Source organism: Sphingomonas sp. Leaf230 (assembly GCF_001421745.1).
Taxonomy (GTDB): Bacteria; Pseudomonadota; Alphaproteobacteria; order Sphingomonadales; family Sphingomonadaceae; genus Sphingomonas.
Genome location: NZ_LMKW01000010.1, coordinates 128993 through 151659 on the forward strand (window position 1 = coordinate 128993; position 22667 = coordinate 151659).

Genomic DNA, 22667 nt, shown 5'->3' on the forward strand with positions numbered 1-22667 from the left:
CGTGCGCAACCCAACCATCATAATGGGCGCGAAAGTAGTTTGGACTTTTGCTCTTGAAATTCAGTGTCCGTCAGGATGCCGGCTGAGCGAAGCTCAGCAAGGGCTCTGAGTTCGTCAGCGATTCCATTCGACGAAGTGGCCTGCGGCGGTCCACGGCGAGCGGCGATCGAGCGCTGCTCGACTAGGTCGCGCAGTTGTCGGAACTCTGATGCAGTCTTCTTGATGAACAGTACCGTGTTTTCATCTTTCACGGCAGCGCCGACACCCGCCCGGCTCTCCTTGCCGCCTGCTACCCCGAACTGAATGTAACCCGTCGTAAACCCTGCTTCCTTGAACTGCACCGAAGTGATGCTTTCGTATGGTATGCGCTTGTCGCCTTTCAGCCCGTGATTTAACAGGCTCGTTAACCCTTTGCGTCTGATCACGAGAACATCGTCGAGAAGTTCTACTGTTCCGCCATTTTGCCCGTCGTAGATCACAAACATCCCCCAATTTTTTAGAAACCCATAGCCTCGTCCCAAGGCATAACGCGATGAACGCAGGAAACCTGCTCGTTTGGCACTTCAAATTCGATGCCTGGATTGAACTGCCGCAAGACGACTACGCCGGGTCGGCGGCGGACCAGTTGCTTGATCAGGACATGACGGACTTCTTCGCCATCAAAAGTTGGTCCTCGCAGCTGTACGACGACGTCGTCACCTACACCGGGCGAGCGCCTCGGATCGACGAGCAGTCGCCGGCCCGAATCGAACCTCGGCTCCATGGAATGCCCCGAAACGGACACAACGTAGAGATCCGGCCTGCCGGTTACCCCGATCGGGCGCGCCATAAAGTCTGTAGGAGCTGCCATATGCACCTCCGTCTGCTCTACATCCACTATGATTCCGTTTCCGTCCCCGAATTCAAGGTCTGCACCAAGTGCGCTGCCATAGATCGGAAGCGTCTTCGGCAACCGGCGAAACGCCTCGGGCGACATCGCTTGGGATGAGAATGTCCGCTCGATAGCCGTGTCACGGCCGAGCAACCAGTCGGATGACGTTCCAAGGTGCTCCGCGATTAGGTCGAGCCGCTCGGCACCCGGCATCGACCCTTTCTTGATGATATTCCGGATCGCGTCAGGCTGCCCCAACGCAGCAACTGAAATTTCGCGTGCGGTGACATTCAGCTCAGCAAGCTTCGCCTGTATTCGTTCTTTAAGAATTTCCGGTGCGGCACTCATGACGCACTCTTTGCCGTAACGCACCGCACTTGCGCGAGCGGGAAGTTTGACGTTGACATTGCGGTCAAATTTGACGCATTGGGAGCGTCATGAGCGCTGCATATGAGAACGCCCTGCGAACGGTTGCCGATTCGTATGAAGCCGAAGTAGCCCGATGGGGCGGCAAATCCCTGTCGCGTGTCGCTACCATCGTAGTGAGCAGCGGGGCGTTCTTTAACCGTCTTCGTGACGGAAAGACGTTTTCGGTGACTAATCTCGAGAAGTTTGCCTCGTGGTTTCGCGTCCCAGCTAACTGGCCTGATCGTTCGATCCCTCACGATGCGGCCCTCGCGTTGACCAGCATCGGTCGACCACCTCTTCCTGCTAGCACCATGCCGCACCCGTACCGCACGCTTGACGCATCGGTCGATTGCGATCCCCGCAGCGTTTTGCAGCGTGGCCGAATCGCATGACCAAGCCTCGCACCCCCGACAGCTTCGCCGACGCCATGACCAAGGTAATTGCGCAGATTGGCGCGGCCGCTGCAGCGAAGGTCGTCGATCGTGCCGAGCGCACGATTTACGAGTGGGCGAACCCCGATAGCGATACGCTGCCGACGCTGACGCAGGCGCTTGCGCTCGATGCCGCCCACCGCCTCAACGGTGGCGAGGACGCGCCGTTTCGCGATGCCTTCAGCCACCAGCTGGATATCAAGGTCGAGCAGCAGGACGCCTGCCGCCGCGCGCTCATCAGCGACTCGGTCGAGTTCATTGGCGAGGCTAGCGATTTGCAGGCCGCTCTATTCATTGCCGTTCAACCCGGCGCTTCCCCGCTCGATCTCCATCGCGCGCTGGTTGAGGCAACGCAGGTTGAAGGCGTCCTGCGCCGCATACGTCGGCGCCTGCCCAGTTTCCTTCGTCCTGCCATGTCGACGGGGCCGGGGAATGCCGGGGGGACCCATCAGTGACTAAGACGAAGAGAAACTACACGCCGCGCGTACCTGCAACGGTGTGCCCGCACTGCCTGACGCGCTCGATCGCATACGACTCCGTCCAGCTCGACGTGTTCACGCGCGAGATCCGGTACGTCTGCCAGGATGCCGATTGCCAACACACCTTCGTGGCTCAGCTCGGCATCTTCCGGACGGTGCGGCCGAGCATGAAGCCAAACCCCGCAATCACCGAAGCGATCCTGCCGCACGGCCAGTGGCGCTCGAAGCCCGCGAACGATGACCAGCGGGTGCCTGCCAACGACGATCAGCCTGACGCGGCGGAGGTCGCGCCGTCGCCTGGCTAATCCCCTGACCTGATCCCCGCGGCCTCGGCCGCAAACGTCCTGAACCATCCCCCGCCATCCGGAAGCACCCGCTTCCGGCACCGCCACCCCCTTGCCGAAAGGAATGCCCGATGATGCACGTCTTCCCGCGTACATTCACGATGCCGATGCAGCGAGGCGAGCGCGCCGTGAGCGCAAGCGCCGCGGCCCTGACGCCTGCCGCGTACATCCGCCTGCGCCGCGAGGCGGCTGGCATGTCGATCAAGGAAGTCGCCGGCATGCTGGCGCGGAACGCCGACGAGGTCGCACCTGCGCTCGACCTGATCTACGTGCTGGAAACGCCCGGCAATACGGCACGTCACCCCGAGACGCTGGAAGCCCTTCGCAGCGTCTTCCCGTTCGATCCGGACGTCTATCGCCAGCTCGCTACCGATCCGGTCGACAGCCACCCCCGCATCTGCCGTGGCTGCGGTTGCAGCCATTGGGATCCCTGCACCAGCGACGAGCATGGCGCATGCGCCTGGGCGACCGATACCGCCTGCACGGCCTGCCTGCCCGACACCGCGCCGGTGGAGTGCTGCCAGTGATCGCCGTCGCAACCAGCGCGACGCAGCTCGAGCGCACCATGCGCCGTCGCCGCATCGCCAAGATCGTCCTCGCGATCCTGCTCGCGGTCATCTGGATCCCCGTCGCGATCGTCATGCTCGTCGCCGGCACATCGGATCGGCGTCGCTGATGCTGCACGATGTTCTCTTAGGCGTAGCTCTTGCGCTGTTCGGTAGCGCGGGCGCGACCGCGATCGGCGTGATCGCTGCGACGGTAGCGCCGCAGTGGAGCCGGATCTGCCGCCTCGCACTTGGCCATGTCGAGCCTAGCTTCACCCCACTGACCAGAGCGCAACCCATGATCCGCGTTAATGAGAACGCCGCGTCCGCGCGGCGGCTTCGGCCAGTCCTCTGGACGGTCGCTCCTGCGTTGGCGTGGCTGCCTGTAGTCGCTTGGTTGAACCAGTGACGTGGGCGACGTCGCAGTCTGTGGAGGCGACCGTGCCCTCTTCCAAGGGCTCGGCCGCGCCGGAAAGCAGTGCGACGTCCTCGCCGTCCGCAAGGCTTTCGCCTCGGTCCGCTTCGACGACGGACAAGCCGTCCTCTGCCTCGCCAAGGATCTCCACCCGATCCAGCGACGCCCGCCGCCCATGTTCTGACCCGCTCGCGGCTCTTGGCGAAACGCTTTCTACAAGAACGGCCGCTGGCGCGACCGCTCGATCTCCTCGCACCAACAGGATCTCCATGATGATCAGCGCCGCTCCCCTCGAAGCTCGCCAGTCTCACCCATCGCCACAAGATACGAACTGTTCCCAAAAGCGGGAACAGCGCGGCATGCCGGTCGAAATGGTCCGGATCATGGGACTGGAGACCGCAGCCCAGCTGCTCGGCAAAGGCCGGCTTGCTGACGAACTCTGCATCACGGTTCGCGCGCTCAACTACAAGATCGACGCCGGGCGCGGCGTATCCGATGCTGACGTAGTCGCAGCGGCGCGCGGACTCGAAGAGCGAGCCGAGCGGTTTCTCGCGCACGCGCAGAAGTTGCGGGCCGTCATCGCGCCTGCCGTGTCCGACACCGTGACCGCCGCACCGTTAGGACAGGCGAGCATCGTTCTCGTTCACTGCGATCACGTTGAGCGCTTCGCCTATGAGCGCCAGGGACAAGGGCTCGATGCGTCGCCCCACATGCTCGCAGCGGCCGCAAGGAAGTTGGCGCAGGCAATCCTACCCAAGACCAAGAATATCGTGCGCGCTGCGGCCGACCCGGCGGACGCGCACTAATGGGCACCGTCACCATCCTGAAGATCGTCTGCGATCGTTGCGGCCACGAGGCCACGGGCGAGCAGAAAGCTTTCCCGGATTGGGCTTGGATCAATGCGGCTCGGCAGTGCGCAGAGGGCGCACGCCTGGGCGCGCAGCCTGGTGCCGGCAGCTATGGTGACGACCTGTGCCCTGGCTGCATGGAAAAGCTTCTTGCCTGGTGGAGCGGCGCAACGACACCGGCTGCGCAGCCGATGCCGGCCGCACCGCCCCAGCGCCCGCCCTTTACGCTCATAGATCGGAAGAACGCGGTCGCGAAAGTAGCGCACGCACTACGCCTTCGGACCGAGTTCGCCCTCTCGATCGTGCGGAGCGAACCGACCAGCATCCTGAGCGGCGACGTAGTCCCCGGCACGCTGTTCGGCCTCGACGATACTGCCGCCGGCATCGTCGACGGGGTCCTTGATGCTCTTGGCTACAACAGGAAGGGGGCATGACCCATGTCCTCGGTACAAGGACCGTCAGGGAAGCCCGAGAAGCCCTCGCACCCTACCGATCGGCAGGACGATGCCCGTTCGGTGTGTCCCGAGTGTCAGCAGCGGTTCACACGCAAACACCCTTTGCAATTGTTCTGAACGCCGCGTCACCGGGATCGGTGGAACAACCGCGCAGCGATTCGTGGGCGGGTTCTGACACCGCTGCAGATGGTCGCGCGCATCACGCGCAACGGCACCCGCGGCAGTCCGGTCGATCGGGAAGCCGGTCGTCGAGCCAACAGCCAGTTGAACTACCTTATCAACCGCTACCGGGACGAGGATGCTCAGGCGCAGCGCATGGCGTGGCCTGCATACATGGCGCTGCGGTACGCCGGGGGCTTCGATCCGCTGTGACGAAGAACCCCGGATACCTGCCCAGCGAAGCGATCGGCAAGCGCGTCCGTGTGAAGCTCGCGCACGGGGGCGAAGGAGCAACCGACGCCAATCCCATGAGCCCGCCCGGCTGGGCGGCAGACGGAAAGGGTGGCTGCAACTGGCGACGGACGGGAAGCCCTTTCGACATCGCCGAATACGAGGTGATCCAGTGAACGCTCCGTCGCTCATCAAACTGTCCCGCAAGCTGATGCGAGCGGCCGACGTCGGGAAAGGCGTCCGGATCGAGTCCCCGGACCTCGATCTACTCGGAAGCCTCGGGCTCTTCGACATCATCAATCGTGCCGTAGCCGACTACTTGAAAGAACAGACACAATGCCGCGACGCACTCCGCCGGTCTACCAAAGAGGGAAATACTGGCTCGCCCATGACGAACGGGCAGACGGAACCCTTCGGAGCCCCAACCTATACATCTGGTGGTACGACAGTGGAACGCGACGCGAGCGCAGCACGTCGACGGCTACAAGCGACGTAGCAGCGGCCATTCTGGAACTCGACAAGGTCTACCTTGCCGACAAGGGCGAAGCGCCGGCCTTCTGTCACGCATGCGGCCAGCCGCTCGCGCAGGCGCAGGCGTATCTCCTGACCGACGCCATCGCAGACTATAAAATCGAGTGGGGCAACACGCGCGCTTCGGCTGACACGATCTCGGGTCGCTTGGCGCATGCTGTGGCGTTCCTTGATGCGGAGCAGGCCCTTGGTGCGGAAGGCCGGTTCGGCCACTCCACCAGCTGCGCGACGGCGTGCGGCACTGTGTTCGTAAACGCCTTCCGCGCCTGGTCCCGATTGCAGCCAGTCGAATGGCGCAACGGCAAGGGCGAAGTCACCGTGTCGCGCCCGCGCTCGCCGGCCGCGACCGAGGCGTCGATCGCGCAGCTGATCGCCGTCTTGAATCATGCCGCCAACGCGGAGCCGGCGCGCTCCGATAAGAGACCGATCTACAAGCCACTTCCCGCCCGCCAGGTGCAACGCCAGCGCCGCACCCGAATCGGTGTCGAGGAACTGGCAAAGATGTTCGCCTACGCAGCCGAGCCCGATCGCCAGCGCGGTTCGCTGCACGCGTTCCTCGTCGCATCGGTCTGCACGATTGCGCGGCCTGGTGCTGTCGTCGACATCAACGTCGCCCCCGATCGCGAGCAGTGGTGGCCGGGCGCGCCGACGATCGACCTCAACCCGCAAGGGCGCACGCAGAACAAGAAGCATCGCGCCGTCCTGCCGGTCCTGCCGCTGCTCGATCGCTGGCTGCGCGAGGAATACGAGACGTACATGGCGCTGCCGATACCGGACCGCGCCGGCCGGGGCTGGCTTGTGAACTATCACGGCCGCGCCATCCAGGACGTCGATCGCGCCTGGGATACGATGCTGACGAACCTCGACATGCCTGCCGGCCGCGAGTGGCGTCCGTACCTGCTGCGCCACAGCCTCGCGACCCTCGTCCGTAACAACGGCGCGAAGAAGTGGGATCTGGAGGGCTTCATGGGCCATCGCGACGGAAGCCAGACCGAGGTCTACGCGATCGGCGAATTCCCCACCGTCGTGCGCGCCCTGAATCGCATCATCGCCAAGATCGAGAAGCTGGCTCCGGGCTCGACGCACCGGAACCATACCGGAACCGGCGTCGCCGAAAAGTCGGCTGGAGTCAGAAAAATGTGAGTTAAATCAACCACTTGTCGATGGTGCCGCTTACAGGACTCGAACCTGTGACCCCCGCATTACGAATGCGATGCTCTACCAGCTGAGCTAAAGCGGCCCGACGACGGATGTATCCGGTCGAGGGGGCGGCAACTACCAGCGGTTTTGCGGGCTGACAAGCGGTTTGCGAGTTTACTCTGTGTTTACCAAGCGCGGTGCACAAGCGGTGCGACGATACGGGGATCTTTGGGCATGACGACGGCGCGCAGCGTAGAGGATGGACGCGCAGGGGGCGCGGATAGCGTGGCGCTAGCGCGGGATGCGTCACGGGCAACCGCGGACGCCGGCGCGCGCGATTCGACCGATGCTGGCGTCAACGACGTGATGTTCGATCTCGGGGGTGACGAGCGGCGTATGCACGTGCGCGCCTACAACCATTGGGTGTCGCTGCTGAAGGACCGCCCCTATCCTTCGATTGCCGACCTCGAGCCCGAGACGATCACCGATTTCGGGCCGCACAGCGTGCTGCTTGATTTCAGTCAGGGCATGGGCGATCCGAAGATCGCGTATCTCGGACGAGCTCTGCGCGAGGAGTGCGGGCTCGAGGGGCCGATCGCGACGATCGCGGACGTCCCGAGCCGGTCGCTGCTGTCGCGGTTGACCGATCATTACCTGCAGATCATCGCCAATCGCGCGCCGATCGGCTTCGAAGCGGAATTCGTCAGCAGCCGGGGACGGACGACGCTGTACCGCGGGATCCTGATGCCGTTCGCGTCTGGCGGGGTGACGATCGATTTCATTTACGGCGTGATCAATTGGAAGGAGCTCGCGGACGCTGATTTGCAGGCTGCGCTGTCGGCTGAGCTAGATGCCGCCGTTCACGCAACCTCGTATGGCTCGGGCGCGACCGCGCAGGTGTGGGCGGATGGACCGAGCGGTGGCTTCGATATCATGCCTGCCGAGCCGACGCCTGCGGCATTGCAGGAGCTGGTGCTGGATGACCCCTTACCCGCCGACTATGTGCTCGTCGGGGCCCTCGGCGAGCAACTGGCGATGGCGCGGGAGAGCGCAGCGCAGGTCCGCGCGGCCGAAGCGCGCAGTCGGGCGGCGCTGCACCGGACGCTAGGTCGGGCGCATGATCTTGCAGTGTCAGCCGTACAGGACGGCGATGATTTCAGCGCGATACTCTCTGCTGCCTGCATGCCGGGTGGGACGGACGCGATGACGCAGATCGTCACGCTCGTGTTTGGCGCGAATTTCGAGGCAGGGCGGTTGGAGACATTCGCGACGGTGCTGCGACACGCCCATCGGCATCAGGTGCCGTCAGGCGGTTTCGCGAGCTTTCTCGGCGGGTTCGACGGCGATCTTGCCGCGATCGCTGCGGCCGAGCGGTCTGAATTCTAGGTGCGCCGCAGCATATTTCTTCGCATCTGCCACAAGGGTTGAGATAGGCGAATAGCGGGCGCATAGGCCCTGACCTATGGCGAACCAATCGTTGAACACGCTCACCGAAACCCTCGCGGGCCGGCTGACCGAACGGGCCCTTCCGGGCGAACTGAGGGACTTCGGGGCGAGCGAGGTCGCGCAGGCCGCGGCGTTCGTCGCTGCGACTGCCGCGCACCGCGACGACGGTGCGCCGGCGATCGCGATCGAGCCGATCAGCGCGGACGACACGCGGCGGCGGATGCGCCTTGCGATCGTCAACGACGACATGCCGTTCCTGGTCGATTCGATCGCCGCGGCGATCGGCGCGCAGGACATCGCGGTCGACCGGATCATCCACCCCGTCGTCCGTACGACGCGCGCCCCAGATGGCACGCTGCACGCGATCGACGCGGACGGCCAAGGCGCCGGTCGCCCCGAATCGATGATCTATCTCGAGATGGAGCGCGCCGATGCGCGCGACCGTCGCGGACTGATCGAGGACCTCACCGCCGTATTGGCCGACGTCCGCGCGGCGGTGACCGACTGGCGCGCGATGCAGGCCGCGCTCGACGACGATATCGCCAAGCTGCCCGAGGGCGAAGGCGCAGCGCTGTTGCAGTGGTTCCTAAACGGGCATCTGACACTGCTCGGGCATCAGATCTGGCACCGCGACGGCAGCGGCCGTGCCGCGCTGGGTATCGCGCGCAACGAACACCGCGTGCCGATCCTCGCCGAAGCGTCGCGCGCACTGGCGATCGAATGGTTCGAGGCCGGCAACGACGCGCCGTTGTTGCTGAAGTCGAACCTGATCTCGACCGTCCACCGCGCCGTGCCGCTCGACCTCGTCGTGGTGCCGGTGATGGAAGGCGCGACGGTCGCCGGGCTGTCGATCTACAGCGGGCTGTGGACCAGCGCCGCGCTTGCCGCGATGCCGCGCGACGTGCCGGTGTTGCGCACGCGCCTTGCGGCGATGAAGGCGAAGTTCGGGTTCGATCCGCGCGGGCATGCCGGCAAGGCGCTGACGCACGCGTTCACTGCGCTTCCGCACGATCTAGTCATCGCGTTCGCGCCCGATGCACTGGAGGATCTGGCGCTGACCGCAATGAGCATCGCGGATCGGCCGCGACCTGCGCTCGTGTTGGTCGAGTCCGCGCTCGGCCGTCATCTGTTCGGGTTCGTCTGGTTGCCGCGCGACGACGTCACCACCAGCCGCCGCGTTGCGATCGGCGACATGCTGGCGGAGGCGGCGAATGCGAGCGTGCTCAACTGGTCGATCGCGCTGGAAGACGGCGAGGTCGCGATGATCCGCTACACGCTCGACCTGCGCGGCGATGGGCGGATGCCCGACGTCGCGCCGCTCGCGCTCCGGTTGCAGCGGATGGTGCGCGGCTGGGTGTCGGACGTCGAGGCCGCCCTGGTCGAGACGTTGCCACCGCCGCGTGCGGCACGTCTTGCGCTCAAATGGGCGGCGGCGTTCCCGCAGAACTACCGCAACCTCAGCACGCCTGCCGAGGCCGCAGAGGATATCCAGCGCATCGCCGCGCTGGGCGATGCGGATGCGCGTGGCGTGCGTCTGGTTCCGGGTGAAGCCGGCACCGATCCTCAGCTGAAAATCTACAAGCTGGGTGGCGCCCTCCCCCTGTCGGACGCCGTACCGGTGCTGGAGAATTTCGGCTTCCGCGTAATCGGCGAACTGCCGACGCGGTTGCGCGACGACAGCGTGCCGTTCGTGCATGACTTCGTGCTGGAGGCGAACGACGCGGCGCAGCAGAGCGACGCGCCCGTGCTCGAAGGCGCGATCGCGGCGGTGCTGGAGGGCGCGGCCGAGAACGATGCGTTCAACCGGCTGATCGTCGAACTCGGGATGCGTCCCGAGGCGATCGTGCTGTTCCGCGCGTGGTTCCGGTATCTGCGCCAGGCGGGGCTTCCGTACGGGCTGACCACCGTGGTCGACGCGCTGCGCCGTGCACCGAAGGTTGCGGCGGCTCTGATCGCGCGCTTTACCGCGGTCCACCACCCCGATCATCCTGGCAACGCGATCGAGGCGGACCAGGCAATCGAAGCCGGGCTCGATGCCGTCACCGCGATCGACGACGACCGCATCCTGCGTGCGTATCGCAACCTGATCGCGGCGACTCTGCGGACCAACGCGTTCACGCCCGCCGCGTCGGAAGCGCTCGCGTTCAAGCTCGACAGCCACCTGATCCCCGGTCTCCCCGCGCCCGTGCCGTGGCGCGAAGTGTGGGTCTACTCGCCTCGCGTCGAAGGCATCCACCTCCGCGCCGGCCCGGTCGCACGTGGCGGCCTGCGCTGGTCCGATCGTCGCGACGATTTCCGTACTGAGATCCTCGGGCTGATGAAGGCGCAGCGCGTCAAGAACGCGGTTATCGTGCCGACAGGCGCGAAGGGCGGCTTCTATCCGAAGCAACTTCCCGCCCCGTCGAACCGCGACGCGTGGCTGGCCGAGGGCACCGAGAGCTACCGGATCTTCATCCGCACATTGCTGTCGATCACCGACAACATCGTCGAGGGCAAGGTCGTGCATCCGGAAGGCGTGACGATCCTCGACGGCGAGGACCCGTATTTCGTCGTCGCCGCCGACAAGGGCACCGCGACGTTCAGCGACGTGGCCAACGCGCTCGCGCTCGAACGCGGCTATTGGCTGGGCGACGCGTTCGCCTCCGGTGGCTCGGTCGGCTACGATCACAAGGCGATGGGGATCACCGCCAAGGGCGCGTGGCTGAGCGTCCAGCGGCACTTCGCCGAACGCGGGCTCGACGTGCAGAGCGAGAGCATCACCGTCGTCGGCTGCGGCGACATGTCCGGCGACGTGTTCGGCAACGGCATGTTGTTGTCGAAGACGCTGAAGGTCATCGCGGCGTTCGACCATCGCCACATCTTCCTCGATCCCGATCCCGACCCTGCGACCAGCTGGGACGAACGCAACCGCATGTTCGCGCTGCCGCGGTCGAGTTGGGCGGATTACGACGCGACACTGATCTCGAAGGGCGGCGGCGTGTTCGCGCGCACCGACAAGATCGTGAAGCTGTCGCCGCAGGTCCAGGCCGCGCTCGGCGTGACGGTCGGCGAGATGGAGCCGGGAGCGCTCATTTCGGCAATCCTCAAGGCGCCGGCGGACCTGCTCTGGTTCGGTGGCATCGGCACCTATGTGAAGGCGGCATCGGAAGCGAACGTCGCGGTCGGCGATCCGGCCAACGACCGGCTGCGCGTCAATGCCGAGGACCTGCGGGTCACCGCGATCGGCGAAGGTGCGAACCTGGGCGTCACGCAGGCGGCGCGCATCGCGTTCTCCACACGCGGCGGGCGGATCAACACCGACTTCATCGACAATTCAGCGGGCGTCGACTGCTCGGATAACGAGGTCAACATCAAGATCGCGCTCAACCGCGAAATGATCGAGGGGCGGCTCGACTACGAGGACCGCAACACGCTGCTCGCCAGCATGACCGACGACGTCGCGCATCTGGTGCTGGAGGACAACCGCCTCCAGACGCTGGCGCTGTCGATCGCCGAGGCGGACGGCGCGGTGGCCGTGCCGAGCTATGTCCGCGTGATCGAGATCTTCGAGGGCGGCGGCAGGCTCGATCGGGCGGTCGAGGGGCTCGCTTCGAACGATATCCTGCTGCGTCGTGGACAGGATGGTCTCGGCCTCACGCGGCCCGAGCTGGCGGTGCTGCTGGCGACGGCAAAGCTCGGGTTGCAGGATGCGATCGAGCATAGCGACATCGCCAAGGACGATGCGCTGAAACCCGACCTGCATGCCGCGTTCCCCGCGGCGATGCGCGAGCGGTTCGAGACGGCGATCGACGAACACCGGCTGCGGCCCGAGATCGTCGCGACCAAGCTCGCCAACCGGATCGTCAACCGATTGGGCATCCTCTACCCGTTCGAACTGGCGGAAGAGGAAGGCGCGGCGATGGGCGATATCGCGGCGATGTTCGTCGTCGCCGAGCGCCTGTTCGACCTGCCGGCCTTGTGGGCGGAGATCGAAACGGCGGTGATGCCCGAGGCGGCGCGGATCGCGCTGTTCGACGAGGTGGCCGTGGCGACCCGTTCGCAGATCGCCGACCTGTTGCGCGTGTCGGCGCCTGGCGCCGTACCGGGCGAAGTCCTCGCGCGATTGGCGAAGGGCATCACGCAGCTCGACAGCCAGACTGCGGCGTTGCTGCTCGAGGAGGCGAGCGCGCAGAGCAGCCGCATCGCGGGGCAGCTCGAGGCGGTCGGTGCGCCGGGCGATCTGGTACGCAAGGTCGTCCGCCTGTTCGAGATGGACGGCGCGGTCGGGCTGGCGGATCTCGGCGAGCGGATGGCGCTCGACGAGGCGGTAGTGACGCGGGCGTTCACGCATCTCGGGCAGGCGCTGGGGCTCGACTGGGCGCAGGCGAATGCGGCGCGGATCAGTCCGACCGATCCTTGGGAGCGGTTGCTGGTCGCCGGGCTGGCACGCGATTTTCAGCAGTTGCGGCTGGAGTTTCTCGCGCGCCGTGGGGCGCAGGATCCGCAAGGTGCGGTGGAGGCCTGGCTGCTCGCGAACGCCACGCGTGTGGCGCAGTTCAAGGCGGTGATCGACCGCGCGCGCCATGCGGCGGTGCCGAACGCGGCGATGCTGGCACAGATCGCCGGTCAGGCGCGGGTGCTGCTGGGGCGGTGACTGCTGTCCCTCTCCCCTGCGGGGAGAGGGAGGGGCCCGCGTGCTCTTGCGCGTGGGAGGGTGAGGGGCGTGAGGCTCGGGACGCGAGTCCCAACTCCCCTCACCCTCCCGTCGCCAAGAGGCTCCTCCTTCCCTCTCCCCGAAGGGGCGAGGGACAGGTTAGGCCCGCCGCGCTACCAGCTCGGCCTTCCACTTCCGCGCGCGCCACCACATGATCACGCCGGTCACCGCCAGTACCGCGGGCAATATCCCGCCCAGGAAGATGATCACCTGCCACAGAGCACCCATGTCGGTGCCATCGTGGATCCGTCGCATCCACCGCGCCACGCCGCCCTGAGGCCGCGCGGGTGCGGCGATCGCGCCGCCGGTGTCGTCCGCAACCTTCACCCCGATCGGCGCGCCGCCGCCCTGGCCCCTGCCCTGAAACGTTACCGTCCAGTCCGCGCTGAGGTCGGTCGGCCAGTTTACGCTCCGCAACGGTGCATTGTCGACGATGCCGCGGGCCTTGCCGATCGCCACCGCCAGTGGCTGCGCGGGCGACGCCAGCGGTTTCGCGCGCATCATCGCGCCGCGATCGGGACCGCCTCTCGGACGCGACGTCTCGCCGGTGAGCTTCCCGAAGACCTGCGGGAACGAGATCCAGGCACCCGTCAGCGACAGCACGAACAGCGGCAGCGCGATCCAGAAGCCGAACAAATGATGCAGGTTGGTTTCGACGTCACGGTGCCGTCGGAACCGGAACCCACGCGTCCACTTCCCAACCGTCGGCCACCACAACCACAGCCCGGTAAAGCACGACACCATCATCGCCACGCCGATCCAGCCGACGATCGAGCGCCCGACGCCGGGGAGTTGCAGGCTCCCGTGGAGCACGTGCAAGAACCGCACGAGCCCGGCGTTCGACGGCGACACCTCCAGCACGCGTGCCGTCGGCGGATCGAGATACACCATCGTCCGCTGGGGAGGCCCTTGCCGGATCGGCGCACTGGCCGAACTGGCCGCGACGATCACCGGGCCGCCGTCGTCGGGCATCGTCAGCGTCGCGATCCGCTCGCCATGCTTCAGCGCCGCGCGCGCCGCCGCGACATAGCTGTCCGGCCCGACCACGGTCCTCCCCGAAACCGCATAGCGCGCCGGATCGACGATCCGATCGAGCGCATCATGCCACATCAAAGCCGCACCGCTGAGCGACAGCGGGATGATCAGGATCGCCAGCACCAGCCCGATCCACTTGTGGACCTGGAACCACGCGCGCCGCATCGCCAGCTTGTTCATTGCATTCCCCCGTGTCTGGAGCGTGGCATGGGGGGGCTGTCGAAGTCCACATGAGAGACGGAGCGCAACATGCTCCCCTCCCTGGAAGGGAGGGGTTGGGGGTGGGTTGGCCTGCTCTGGTCGCGGCGTCTGGAGATACGGAAACCGACCTACCCCCTGCCCCTCCCTTTCAGGGAGGGGAGCAGAAGTCAGGCGTCCGCCCAGCGGCGCAGGAGATTGTGGTACACACCGGTCAGCCGCACGGTGGCTGGATCGCCCTGCCCTTGTGCGGCCGCGACTGCCTGCACGCCCTGGTCGAGATCGAACAGGATCCGCCGCGCGCCGTCGTCACGGACCATCGACTGGAGCCAGAAGAACGATGCGGTACGCACCCCGCGCGTCACCGGCGTCACCCGGTGCAGGCTGGAAGCGGGGTAGAGAACCATATGCCCGGCCGGTAGCTTGACCGATTGTGGCCCGAACTGGTCCTCGATCACCAGCTCGCCGCCGTCATAGGTCGCGGGGTCGTCGAGGAAGAGCGTTGCGGACAGGTCGCTGCGGATGCGAAAATCGGTGCCGCGCTTCATCCGGATCGCGTTGTCGACGTGCAGCCCAAAATCCTGTCCGCCGGTGTAGCGGTTGAACAGCGGCGGGAACACTTTAAGCGGGAGCGCCGCCGCGACGAACAGCGCGGACCTGCCGAGCGCATCGAGGACCATCCCGCCAGCCTCGCGCGCGGCGACCGAGTCCTCGGGCAATTGCTCGTTGCGCTTGGCGAGCGCGCTCTGTGGCCCCGACGTCGCGTTGCCGTCGATCCACTCGGCGTGATCGATCAGCGTGCGGACACGGGCGACGCCAGCAGCATCGAGGACATCAGGGATCGCGATCAACATGGCGTCACTCTAGAATGCGGCGGCGATACCGGCAAACTGCCCGCGTCGCCGCCGAGCCTCACAGGCTGTAGAACAGCGTCAGCCGCACCGAGCGCGCCTCGCCAGGCGTCGCCCAGCCATTGTTGCGGATGCCGGTGTAGTATTTCTCGTTGGTGAAGTTCTGCACGTTGAGCTGCGCGGTCAGGCCGTTGCCGACGGTGTACGACAGGAACGCGCGGTGCGTCAGGTAATCCGACGAGTGGAAGACCGGCGTCACCACGGTCGTCGGCGCGAGCGGGGTGGCCAGCGCGCTGTTGTTGAGCGCGAACGCCCCCTGATAGGTCAGGCCGTAGCCGAGTTGGAGGCCGAACGGAAGCGTGTAGGTAGTGAACAGGCTGCCCGAATGCTTCGGCGTGTTGGTGAGCTCCTGCCCCGCCTGCGTATCGAGGATCGCGGCCGAGTTGCCGCATGGGTTGGTCGTCGTCGTGGTCGTGCCGACGGTCGTACGGACCGGACCCGGATTGGCGAGACAGAAGTTCGAGACGCTCTGGATGACCTTCGCCTTCAGATACGTGTAGTTGGCGAAGATCGAGAACGCGTGCGAGATGCTGCCGCTGGCGCCCAGCGCGATGCCGTCGACGCGCGAACGGCCGTCGTTGACGCCCAGCGTCGTGACGATCGGGTCGTTCGTGGCGACACGGTAGTTGGTACGCTCGTTGCGGAACACCGCCGCCGTCAGCTGCAGCTTGCGCGAGAACAGGTCCGCCTTCGCGCCGAGTTCGTAGTTCACCGCCTTTTCCGGCTTCACGTCGCATGGGTCGAGCTGGCCCGCGGGTGCGTTGATCAACGTACCACAGCCGAGCCGGACGGTCGCCGACGTCGGCGTGGTCGCGTTGCCGTATGACGCGTACAGGCTGACGGTCTCGATCGGCTTGAAGTTAATGCCGCCGCGGTACGAGAACAGCGTTTCGTCGCTCGTCTGGTTCAGGCCGCGCGCATAGGTGCCGAGCGTCGCGTCGGGCACGACCGAGAAGGTATCGGCGCGGAAACGGCCCTTCGCATGCTCGTAGCGCAGGCCGAAATTGACCTCGATCTGCGGGATCACCTTGATCGTATCGAAAGCGTAGACCGCCGCATTGCTCGTCGTGCCCTCCGACCGGCCGGCCTGGATGAAGTTGAACGGGCCGGTATAGTCGGTGTTCGGGTTGGCGAGGTTGATCGGTGGCTGGGCGACCGTTGCGCCGGTCGCGGTACGCAACGTGTTGCCCGTGACGATCGTGTAATCCTCCTGCGAGACCGACGCGCCGAGAACCAGCGTATGCTCGAGTCCCGCGGTATCGAAGACCGAACGGAGATCGGTCTGGTTATAGAGGATCTGGTTTTCCTGGTTTCGGACGAAACCGCGAGGGCCGCTCGGGTAATAGGAACCGGGTATGTTCTGACCCGGAGCGGTTGCCGTCGGGGCGGGACAGGCCGCCGACGTCGTCGCGACGTTGGTCAGCGGCTGGGGCTGGAACCCGGTCGACAGGCAGAACACACCTTGCGGGGCGCTCGTCAACGAGTCCTGCTGGACGCGCTGCCACCGGCTCAGGTTGCGGATCAAGACCTTGTCGGAGAAGCTGTGGCTGACCGTCGCGGTGGCCTGGTCGACGGTGATGTCCTGCTTGTCGAGATTCCGGATGCCGTAATAGGCGGAGTTGTCAGCACCCGGCAGCGGCCCGTTGTTCACCGCATTGCGGAAGTACGGCACGCCGTAGACGGGGACGTTCTCGTCCTCCTGATGCAGATATTGCAGCGTCAGGCTGGTCGGGCCCTCGACGCCGACGATCAGCGACGGCGCGACCGCCCAACGCTTGTTGTTCTCGACGTCGCGGCCGGGAATGTCGTTCTTGTGCGCGACCGCATTCAGACGGACCGCGACGAGGTCACTGACGCGGACGTTCGAGTCGAGTGTCGTGCGATAATAATCGTCGGTGCCGACGCCGCCGGACACGACCGTCAACGTTTCCGCCTGCGGGCGCTTGGTGATGAGGTTGATCGTGCCGCCGACCGATCCGCCACCGCCGAACACGCTGTTCGCGCCATTATAAACCTCGACCTGTTGCAGGTTGAACGTCTCGCTGCGGCTGTATTGCGCGCTGTCGCGGACGCCGTCGATCGTGATGTCGTTGTTGGCGGAATAGCCGCGCAGGTTGATACTGTCGCCGTATCCGCCGCCGCCTTCGCCCGCGCCGAAGGTGATGCCGGGGATCGTCTGCAACACGTCGCGCAGGGTCAGCAAATTCTGCTTGCGGATGGTCTGGTCGCCGATGATCGTCACGGTTTGCGTGGTGTCGAGCAGGCTGCGCGTCGCCTTCGGGCTCTCCAGCGTGGTCGCGGGGACGGTCTTCCCGTTGACGATGATTTCGTCGCGGTTGAGCTGCTTTTCCTGATCGTCGGCCGCGTGGACCTTTGCCGATCCAGCCGAGCGGTCGGCAGCGTAGGCTGGTGCGCTGGCAATGAACCCTACGCACGAAAGCGCAAGAAATGCAGGCGCGGCGGACGAGCGCGACGAAGGACCAGACATGCGAAACCCCTTATTGTTGCGGGTTCGCTATTGAGAGTCGTTCTCACTGTCAACGCTATTGCGACTAATTCTCATGAATCGTTCGAGAACAGCCATGATCTCAAGGCGCTAGCGAGATTGGGGGGATCGTCAGCCAAGATGCGTATCGCGTCGATTTCTGCGACCAGCGCAGACAAGGGCAACGCGAGGCGCGCCGCAGAAGCCTCCAGCGCTTGCCAGAAGATGGGTTCGAGGCTGATGGACGTCTGGTGGCCTGCAATGGTGATCGAGCGTTTGACGGGTCCGTGGAACCCGCCCGCGGGCGCCGTAATGCCGCCGCCCGCGATCACCGGCGGATCATTCGGTATCGAACAGCGAGGCCAACTGCTCGATGATCGTGCCGCCAAGCTGTTCGACGTCCATGATCGTGACGGCGCGCGCGTAATAGCGGGTGACGTCGTGGCCGATGCCGATCGCGACCAGCTCGACCGGCGACTTGCTCTCGATCCAGCCGATCACCTGGCGCAGATGGCGCTCCAGATACGAGCCGGAATTCACCGAGAGCGTCGAATCGTCGACCGGTGCGCCGTCGCTGATCACCATCAGGATGCGACGCTCTTCAGGCCGCGCGACCAGCCGCGCGTGCGCCCACATCAGCGCCTCGCCGTCGATATTCTCCTTCAGCAACCCCTCGCGCATCATCAGCCCGAGTGAGTTGCGCGCGCGGCGCCACGGCTCGTCGGCGCGCTTGTAGACGATGTGGCGAATGTCGTTGAGCCGACCCGGCTGCGGCGGACGCCCGGCGGCGAGCCAGGTCTCGCGGCTCTGCCCGCCCTTCCAGGCGCGCGTTGTGAAGCCGAGGATCTCGGTCTTCACACCGCAGCGCTCCAGCGTGCGGGCGAGAATATCCGCGCTGATCGCCGCGATCGAGATCGGGCGGCCGCGCATCGAGCCGGAATTGTCGATCAGCAGCGTCACCACGGTGTCGCGGAAATCGGTCTCGCGCTCGGCCTTGTAGCTCAGCGACAGCGTCGGGTTGACGATCACGCGCGCCAGCCGCGCCGCGTCGAGGATGCCCTCTTCCTGGTCGAAATCCCACGATCGCGACTGCTGCGCCATCAGCCGCCGCTGGAGCCGGTTGGCGAGCTTCGACACGGTCGATTGCAGGTGGACGAGTTGCTGGTCGAGATAGCCGCGCAGGCGTGCGAGCTCGTCGGCGTCGCACAGTTCGGTGGCGGCGATCACCTCGTCGAACTGCGTCGTCCACGGCTTGTAGTCGAACGCGCCGCCCATGTCCGCAAAGGGACGGTTCGGGCGGACCGGCTGCATGCCTTCCTCGCCATCGTCGCCGGGCTCGCCGTCGATGTCGTCCATCGACTCGTCGCTCTGCTCCTGGCCGTCGCTTTCCTCGTTCTGCTGCTCGGACTGCTCGCCGCGCGCCTCGACTTCGCCCTGGCCGTCCTCGCCCTGGTCGTCGCCTTCGTCGCCCTCGTCCTGCTGCTGCTCGTCGGTACCCTCGTCCTCGGAGCCGCCCTCGTCGCTCTCCTCGGGGACCTGATCGCCCTCGACCAGCTCGAGTTCCTGCAACATCTTCCGCGCGAGACCCTGGAACGCCTTCTGGTCGTCGAGCGCATAGGCCAGCGCGTCGAGATCGGTCTTGCTCTCGATCCACTCCCGCACCAGCGCGAGACCGGGTGCGGCGATCGCGGGCGATTCCTGTCCGGTCAGCCGCTCGCGCACCATTAGGCCAAGCGCGGTCGACAGCGGCACTTCGTCACGGTTGCGCGCGCGCGTAATCGGGTCAGCGCGCAAGCGGACGTCGAGCGCGCGGTCGAGATTCTCGGTGATCCCCGCATAACCGCGCGACCCGAGCGCTTCTACACGTGCGGTTTCGACGGAATCGAACACCGCGCGCGCTACGGCCTCGGCGGGCGCCGCACGATTATGCAGCGCGATGTCGTGATGCTTCAACCGGAGTGCGAATCCGTCCGCGAAGCCACGCGCCTCGGCGACCTGCTCCAGCGGCAGGGCGCGCGCGGGCATCGGCACCTTGATGTGCTTGCCGCTCTGCGTCGGCGCATCGGCGGTGAAGGCGAGTTCGACCTCCGGCTCCTCCGAAATCGCACGCGCCGTGCCGGCAAGAACCGCCTTGAAGCGATCGAGAGGGGTTTCGTTGGCCAAAGGCTTACGCCTTGCCCACCACGCTCTCGGGCAGGTCCTTGCCGAACACGCGCTGGTAATATTCAGCCACCAGCGAACGCTCCGCCTCGTCGCACTTGTTGAGGAAGCTCAACCGGAACGCGAAGCCGACGTCGCCGAAGATCAGCGCGTTCTGCGCCCAGGTGATCACCGTACGCGGGCTCATTACGGTCGAGATGTCGCCGTTGACGAAGCCCTTGCGGGTCATGTCCGCCACCCGCACCATGTTCTCGACGGTCTTCTTGCCCTCGGGCTTGTCGTATTCGCCGGACTTGGCGAGCACGATCTGCGCCTCGACCTTGGCGGGCAGGTAGTTGAGCGTGACGACGATGTTCCAGCGATCCATCTGGCCCTGGTTGATCTGCTGCGTGCCGTGATACAGCCCGCTCGTATCGCCGAGGCCGACCGTGTTGGCGGTCGCGAACAGGCGGAACCACGGGTTCGGGCGAATCACGCGGTTCTGGTCGAGCAGCGTCAGCTTGCCCTCGGTCTCCAACACGCGCTGGATCACGAACATCACGTCCGGGCGGCCGGCGTCGTACTCGTCGAACACGAGCGCGGTCGGCGTCTGCAACGCCCAGGGCAGCAGGCCCTCGCGGAACTCGGTGATCTGCTGGCCGTCCTTCAGCACGATCGCGTCGCGGCCGATCAGGTCGATACGGCTGATGTGCGCGTCGAGATTGATGCGGATGCACGGCCATTTCAGGCGCGCCGCGACCTGCTCGATATGCGTCGACTTGCCGGTACCGTGATAGCCCTGGACCATCACGCGGCGGTTATGCGCGAACCCCGCCAGCACGGCGAGCGTAGTGTCGGCGTCGAAGACGTACGCCGGATCGAGATCGGGGACGCGCTCGTCGGCTTCGGAGAAGGCCGGCACTTCCATGTCGGAATCGATCCCGAACATCTCGCGCACTTTCACCATGCGGTCGGGTGCGTCGAGGATCGTGGTCTCGCGGCTATCTGGCTGGGTATTCGGGATATCGGTCATGTTGGCCTCGTGTTCCCGGTAGCTCTAGGCCAAGCGCGGGCAGTTACTCAACCGCCGCTGTACGATTGGTCAGGCGATTGACCGGAAGAGTTAGACGAACCGCTCGCCAGCCGTGCGGTTCCGGCTGGCGCGTCGTGAAATATCGATCAGAGTAAGTATGGATCACATTCCCAGCTTGTCAGGCAAACGCGGTCGCGCCTTTCAGGTGCTGGTAGGCAGCGATCACCTTCTGCAATTCCGCTTCATGCGCCCGGTCGCCGCCGTTGCGGTCGGGGTGATAGCGGCGAACGAGTTCGCTGTAGCGTTTGCGCAAGGCCGTCCGGTCGGTGTCCGTGCCGAGCCCCAACACGCGCAACGAGCGCCGCTCGCCGTCGGAGAGCACGCGGCCATCCTTTCGCGCCGCCGCCATCCGCTCGCCGAAGCGTGCACCGATCGCATCGATCGGATCGGCGAAGTCCGCCCATTTCGGCGGGGTGTCGCCGCCGCCATGCGCAAACGCGCGCGTCTCGCGTTCCCAGCCCGCCAGCGGGCGCTGCGCGTAGTGAATCTCGTCCGCGGTCATGCCGTCGAAGAAATTATACCCCGAATTGAACGCGCGGACATGCTCGAGGCAGAACCAGCGGAAATGCGGCGGGCCGCCGTCGCTCGGCCCTTCGAGCGGGGGAGCGCGAAATTCGCCGGGCTCCTCGCATTCGCGCCACATGCAGACTCGACCCGTCCCTTCCACGCGGCCGTGAAACCGTGGGCTGGGGCGTTCCTTCCGCTCTTTTCGATCGTCGTCCGCCACCGGCTCCCCGCGCTTTTCAAAACGGGCTATATAGGGAGCATGACAGACCTCGCCACCGGCTCCGTACAGGACCAGATCACCGCCCGCCTCACCGCGACACTCGCCCCGACGCAGCTGACCGTCGTCAACGAGAGCGGCTTGCACGCCGGCCACATGGGCGACGACGGCACCGGCGAGACGCATTTCCGCGTCGAGGTGGAAACGTCGGCGTTCGAAGGCCTTAATCGCGTCGCCCGCCAGCGACTCGTGAACCAGGCGCTCGCCGAACTGTTGAGCACGAAGATCCACGCGCTCGCCATCAAGGCCCGCGCACCCGGGGAAAGCTGATGTCCTACAAGCTCTGGTACTGGCCCTCGATCCAGGGGCGCGGCGAGTTCGTCCGGCTTGCGCTGGAAGGCGCCGAGATCGAGTACGAGGATTGCGCGCGCGGCGTAGGCGAGGACGGTCTCATGGCCGATCTGAACGACCGCGCCGGTCGGACGCCATTCGCACCGCCCTATCTCGAACTTGACGGCCTCGTGATCGCGCAGGTCGCCAACATCCTGATGTATCTCGGCGAGCGTCACGGCCTCGCGCCGTCGAACATGGCGGATCGGCTGTGGCTTAACCAGTTCCAGCTGACGATCGCCGACCTCGTCGCGGAGGTCCACAACGTCCATCATCCGGTCGCGATGATGGACTATTACGACGACCAGAAACCCGAGGCCGCGCGCGCCGCCAAGCAGTTCCGCGAGGCGCGGATGCCAAAGTATTTGGGACATTTTGAGGAGGCCGCGCAGGCGAATGCGGGTGACTGGCTGATCGATCACAAGTGGAGCTATGCTGATACGTCGCTGTTCCAGGTGATCGAGGGGCTGCGGTACATGTTCCCGAAGCGGATGAAGACGCTCGAACCTGACTATCCGAACTTGGTCCGGATTCATGATCAGGTCGCCGAGCTGCCCGGCATCAAGGCCTATCTAAAAAGCGACCGTCGCCTCGCCTTCAACACCGACGGCATCTTCCGCGCCTATCCGGAACTCGACGCGGTATGAGGCTTGGCAGTGTCCTGACACTCAGCACGTCGCCGGCCAGCACCTCCCC

The 22667-nt window shown here is 65.6% G+C and carries 24 protein-coding genes and 1 tRNA gene; 15 read left to right on the forward strand and 10 right to left on the reverse strand.

Going from position 1 to position 22667, the window contains the following annotated elements; genetic code table 11:
• Positions 1-17: 17 nt before the first annotated feature.
• The gene (locus ASE82_RS12600) at positions 18-485 is read right to left on the reverse strand and encodes a DUF4429 domain-containing protein (RefSeq protein ID WP_056063788.1); all 468 of its coding nucleotides are present in this window, start codon (positions 483-485) and stop codon (positions 18-20) included.
• 11 nt (positions 486-496) lie between these two features.
• Positions 497-1219 (reverse strand): LexA family transcriptional regulator, encoded by a 723-nt coding sequence (locus tag ASE82_RS12605; protein ID WP_056063791.1) that lies wholly within the window; start codon positions 1217-1219, stop codon positions 497-499.
• 448 nt (positions 1220-1667) lie between these two features.
• Here ASE82_RS12605 and ASE82_RS12610 point away from each other — a divergent pair, with 448 nt between their 5' ends.
• The 11 genes from ASE82_RS12610 (at position 1668) to ASE82_RS12655 (ending at position 6860) form a co-directional block, all read left to right on the forward strand.
• The gene (locus ASE82_RS12610) at positions 1668-2165 is read left to right on the forward strand and encodes a hypothetical protein (RefSeq protein ID WP_056063794.1); all 498 of its coding nucleotides are present in this window, start codon (positions 1668-1670) and stop codon (positions 2163-2165) included.
• Positions 2162-2494 (forward strand): ogr/Delta-like zinc finger family protein, encoded by a 333-nt coding sequence (locus tag ASE82_RS12615; RefSeq protein ID WP_056063797.1) that lies wholly within the window; start codon positions 2162-2164, stop codon positions 2492-2494. Before ASE82_RS12610 ends, ASE82_RS12615 begins: the two co-directional genes overlap by 4 nt.
• A 110-nt stretch (positions 2495-2604) precedes the next feature.
• Positions 2605-3060, forward strand: coding sequence for a hypothetical protein (locus ASE82_RS12620; RefSeq protein ID WP_056063800.1), 456 nt, complete (start codon positions 2605-2607; stop codon positions 3058-3060).
• Positions 3057-3209, forward strand: a complete 153-nt coding sequence (locus ASE82_RS19500; protein ID WP_156348886.1) for a hypothetical protein — start codon at positions 3057-3059, stop codon at positions 3207-3209. Before ASE82_RS12620 ends, ASE82_RS19500 begins: the two co-directional genes overlap by 4 nt.
• A complete protein-coding gene (locus tag ASE82_RS12625; RefSeq protein WP_156348887.1) occupies positions 3209-3487 on the forward strand; it encodes a hypothetical protein in 279 nt (92 codons plus the stop codon). The genes ASE82_RS19500 and ASE82_RS12625 overlap by 1 nt, the downstream gene beginning before the upstream one ends.
• Position 3488: 1 nt before the next feature.
• Complete coding sequence (locus tag ASE82_RS12630) at positions 3489-3677, forward strand: hypothetical protein (RefSeq protein ID WP_056063803.1); 189 nt, start codon at positions 3489-3491, stop codon at positions 3675-3677.
• Positions 3678-3852: 175 nt separating this feature from the next.
• Positions 3853-4299: a hypothetical protein gene (locus tag ASE82_RS12635; protein WP_056063807.1), complete on the forward strand. Its 447-nt coding sequence runs from the start codon at positions 3853-3855 to the stop codon at positions 4297-4299.
• Positions 4299-4775 carry a hypothetical protein gene (locus ASE82_RS12640; RefSeq protein WP_056063810.1) on the forward strand — a complete coding sequence of 159 codons (477 nt, stop codon included), beginning with the start codon at positions 4299-4301 and terminating at the stop codon, positions 4773-4775. The genes ASE82_RS12635 and ASE82_RS12640 overlap by 1 nt, the downstream gene beginning before the upstream one ends.
• Positions 4776-4982: 207 nt before the next feature.
• Positions 4983-5168, forward strand: a complete 186-nt coding sequence (locus ASE82_RS12645; protein WP_156348889.1) for a hypothetical protein — start codon at positions 4983-4985, stop codon at positions 5166-5168.
• Entirely contained in the window at positions 5165-5362 is a 198-nt protein-coding gene (locus tag ASE82_RS12650) for a hypothetical protein (protein ID WP_056063813.1), read from the forward strand. Before ASE82_RS12645 ends, ASE82_RS12650 begins: the two co-directional genes overlap by 4 nt.
• Before the next feature lie 160 nt (positions 5363-5522).
• The gene (locus tag ASE82_RS12655; protein WP_056063817.1) at positions 5523-6860 is read left to right on the forward strand and encodes a tyrosine-type recombinase/integrase; all 1338 of its coding nucleotides are present in this window, start codon (positions 5523-5525) and stop codon (positions 6858-6860) included.
• Positions 6861-6881: 21 nt separating this feature from the next.
• Here ASE82_RS12655 and ASE82_RS12660 read toward each other — a convergent pair.
• A tRNA-Thr gene (locus ASE82_RS12660) sits at positions 6882-6957 on the reverse strand.
• Between the two features lie 134 nt (positions 6958-7091).
• Here ASE82_RS12660 and ASE82_RS12665 point away from each other — a divergent pair.
• The gene (locus ASE82_RS12665; RefSeq protein WP_056063820.1) at positions 7092-8243 is read left to right on the forward strand and encodes a PAS domain-containing protein; all 1152 of its coding nucleotides are present in this window, start codon (positions 7092-7094) and stop codon (positions 8241-8243) included.
• Positions 8244-8319: 76 nt separating this feature from the next.
• Positions 8320-12936, forward strand: coding sequence for an NAD-glutamate dehydrogenase (locus ASE82_RS12670; protein ID WP_056063823.1), 4617 nt, complete (start codon positions 8320-8322; stop codon positions 12934-12936).
• A gap of 159 nt (positions 12937-13095) precedes the next feature.
• Here ASE82_RS12670 and ASE82_RS12675 read toward each other — a convergent pair whose 3' ends face one another.
• The 7 genes from ASE82_RS12675 to ASE82_RS12705 form a co-directional block, all read right to left on the reverse strand.
• The gene (locus tag ASE82_RS12675) at positions 13096-14211 is read right to left on the reverse strand and encodes a PepSY-associated TM helix domain-containing protein (RefSeq protein ID WP_056063826.1); all 1116 of its coding nucleotides are present in this window, start codon (positions 14209-14211) and stop codon (positions 13096-13098) included.
• Between the two features lie 188 nt (positions 14212-14399).
• Positions 14400-15083, reverse strand: a complete 684-nt coding sequence (locus ASE82_RS12680; protein WP_056063827.1) for a Fe2+-dependent dioxygenase — start codon at positions 15081-15083, stop codon at positions 14400-14402.
• A gap of 58 nt (positions 15084-15141) precedes the next feature.
• On the reverse strand, positions 15142-17628 hold the full coding sequence (locus tag ASE82_RS12685; RefSeq protein WP_056063830.1) for a TonB-dependent receptor: 2487 nt from the start codon (positions 17626-17628) through the stop codon (positions 15142-15144).
• 71 nt (positions 17629-17699) lie between these two features.
• Positions 17700-17957 carry a ribbon-helix-helix domain-containing protein gene (locus ASE82_RS12690; protein WP_404969341.1) on the reverse strand — a complete coding sequence of 86 codons (258 nt, stop codon included), beginning with the start codon at positions 17955-17957 and terminating at the stop codon, positions 17700-17702.
• A 7-nt stretch (positions 17958-17964) separates the two neighbouring features.
• Complete coding sequence (gene cobT, locus ASE82_RS12695; protein ID WP_056063833.1) at positions 17965-19788, reverse strand: cobaltochelatase subunit CobT; 1824 nt, start codon at positions 19786-19788, stop codon at positions 17965-17967.
• A gap of 4 nt (positions 19789-19792) precedes the next feature.
• Complete coding sequence (gene cobS, locus ASE82_RS12700) at positions 19793-20797, reverse strand: cobaltochelatase subunit CobS (protein WP_056063837.1); 1005 nt, start codon at positions 20795-20797, stop codon at positions 19793-19795.
• Between the two features lie 178 nt (positions 20798-20975).
• Positions 20976-21500 carry a J domain-containing protein gene (locus tag ASE82_RS12705; RefSeq protein ID WP_082441489.1) on the reverse strand — a complete coding sequence of 175 codons (525 nt, stop codon included), beginning with the start codon at positions 21498-21500 and terminating at the stop codon, positions 20976-20978.
• 123 nt (positions 21501-21623) lie between these two features.
• On the opposite strand from ASE82_RS12705, the gene ASE82_RS12710 reads away from it, so the two are divergent.
• Both ASE82_RS12710 and ASE82_RS12715 read left to right on the forward strand, forming a co-directional pair.
• Positions 21624-21911 carry a BolA family protein gene (locus ASE82_RS12710; RefSeq protein ID WP_056063843.1) on the forward strand — a complete coding sequence of 96 codons (288 nt, stop codon included), beginning with the start codon at positions 21624-21626 and terminating at the stop codon, positions 21909-21911.
• On the forward strand, positions 21911-22618 hold the full coding sequence (locus ASE82_RS12715; protein ID WP_056063848.1) for a glutathione S-transferase: 708 nt from the start codon (positions 21911-21913) through the stop codon (positions 22616-22618). Before ASE82_RS12710 ends, ASE82_RS12715 begins: the two co-directional genes overlap by 1 nt.
• Positions 22619-22667: the final 49 nt, after the last annotated feature.

Coding starts and splice junctions, on each gene's coding strand:
- ASE82_RS12680 (WP_056063827.1), bottom strand. CDS start 15,083: ATGTTGATCGCGATCCCTGATGTCCTCGATGCTGCTGGCGTCGCCCGT.
- ASE82_RS12600 (WP_056063788.1), bottom strand. CDS start 485: ATGTTTGTGATCTACGACGGGCAAAATGGCGGAACAGTAGAACTTCTC.
- ASE82_RS12640 (WP_056063810.1), top strand. CDS start 4,299: ATGGGCACCGTCACCATCCTGAAGATCGTCTGCGATCGTTGCGGCCAC.
- ASE82_RS12665 (WP_056063820.1), top strand. CDS start 7,092: ATGACGACGGCGCGCAGCGTAGAGGATGGACGCGCAGGGGGCGCGGAT.
- ASE82_RS12625 (WP_156348887.1), top strand. CDS start 3,209: ATGCTGCACGATGTTCTCTTAGGCGTAGCTCTTGCGCTGTTCGGTAGC.
- ASE82_RS12715 (WP_056063848.1), top strand. CDS start 21,911: ATGTCCTACAAGCTCTGGTACTGGCCCTCGATCCAGGGGCGCGGCGAG.
- cobS (WP_056063837.1), bottom strand. CDS start 20,797: ATGACCGATATCCCGAATACCCAGCCAGATAGCCGCGAGACCACGATC.
- ASE82_RS12620 (WP_056063800.1), top strand. CDS start 2,605: ATGATGCACGTCTTCCCGCGTACATTCACGATGCCGATGCAGCGAGGC.
- ASE82_RS12610 (WP_056063794.1), top strand. CDS start 1,668: ATGACCAAGCCTCGCACCCCCGACAGCTTCGCCGACGCCATGACCAAG.
- ASE82_RS12670 (WP_056063823.1), top strand. CDS start 8,320: ATGGCGAACCAATCGTTGAACACGCTCACCGAAACCCTCGCGGGCCGG.
- ASE82_RS12655 (WP_056063817.1), top strand. CDS start 5,523: ATGCCGCGACGCACTCCGCCGGTCTACCAAAGAGGGAAATACTGGCTC.
- ASE82_RS12685 (WP_056063830.1), bottom strand. CDS start 17,628: ATGTCTGGTCCTTCGTCGCGCTCGTCCGCCGCGCCTGCATTTCTTGCG.
- ASE82_RS12705 (WP_082441489.1), bottom strand. CDS start 21,500: ATGTGGCGCGAATGCGAGGAGCCCGGCGAATTTCGCGCTCCCCCGCTC.
- ASE82_RS12605 (WP_056063791.1), bottom strand. CDS start 1,219: ATGAGTGCCGCACCGGAAATTCTTAAAGAACGAATACAGGCGAAGCTT.
- ASE82_RS12645 (WP_156348889.1), top strand. CDS start 4,983: ATGGTCGCGCGCATCACGCGCAACGGCACCCGCGGCAGTCCGGTCGAT.
- ASE82_RS12710 (WP_056063843.1), top strand. CDS start 21,624: ATGACAGACCTCGCCACCGGCTCCGTACAGGACCAGATCACCGCCCGC.
- ASE82_RS12675 (WP_056063826.1), bottom strand. CDS start 14,211: ATGAACAAGCTGGCGATGCGGCGCGCGTGGTTCCAGGTCCACAAGTGG.
- ASE82_RS12635 (WP_056063807.1), top strand. CDS start 3,853: ATGCCGGTCGAAATGGTCCGGATCATGGGACTGGAGACCGCAGCCCAG.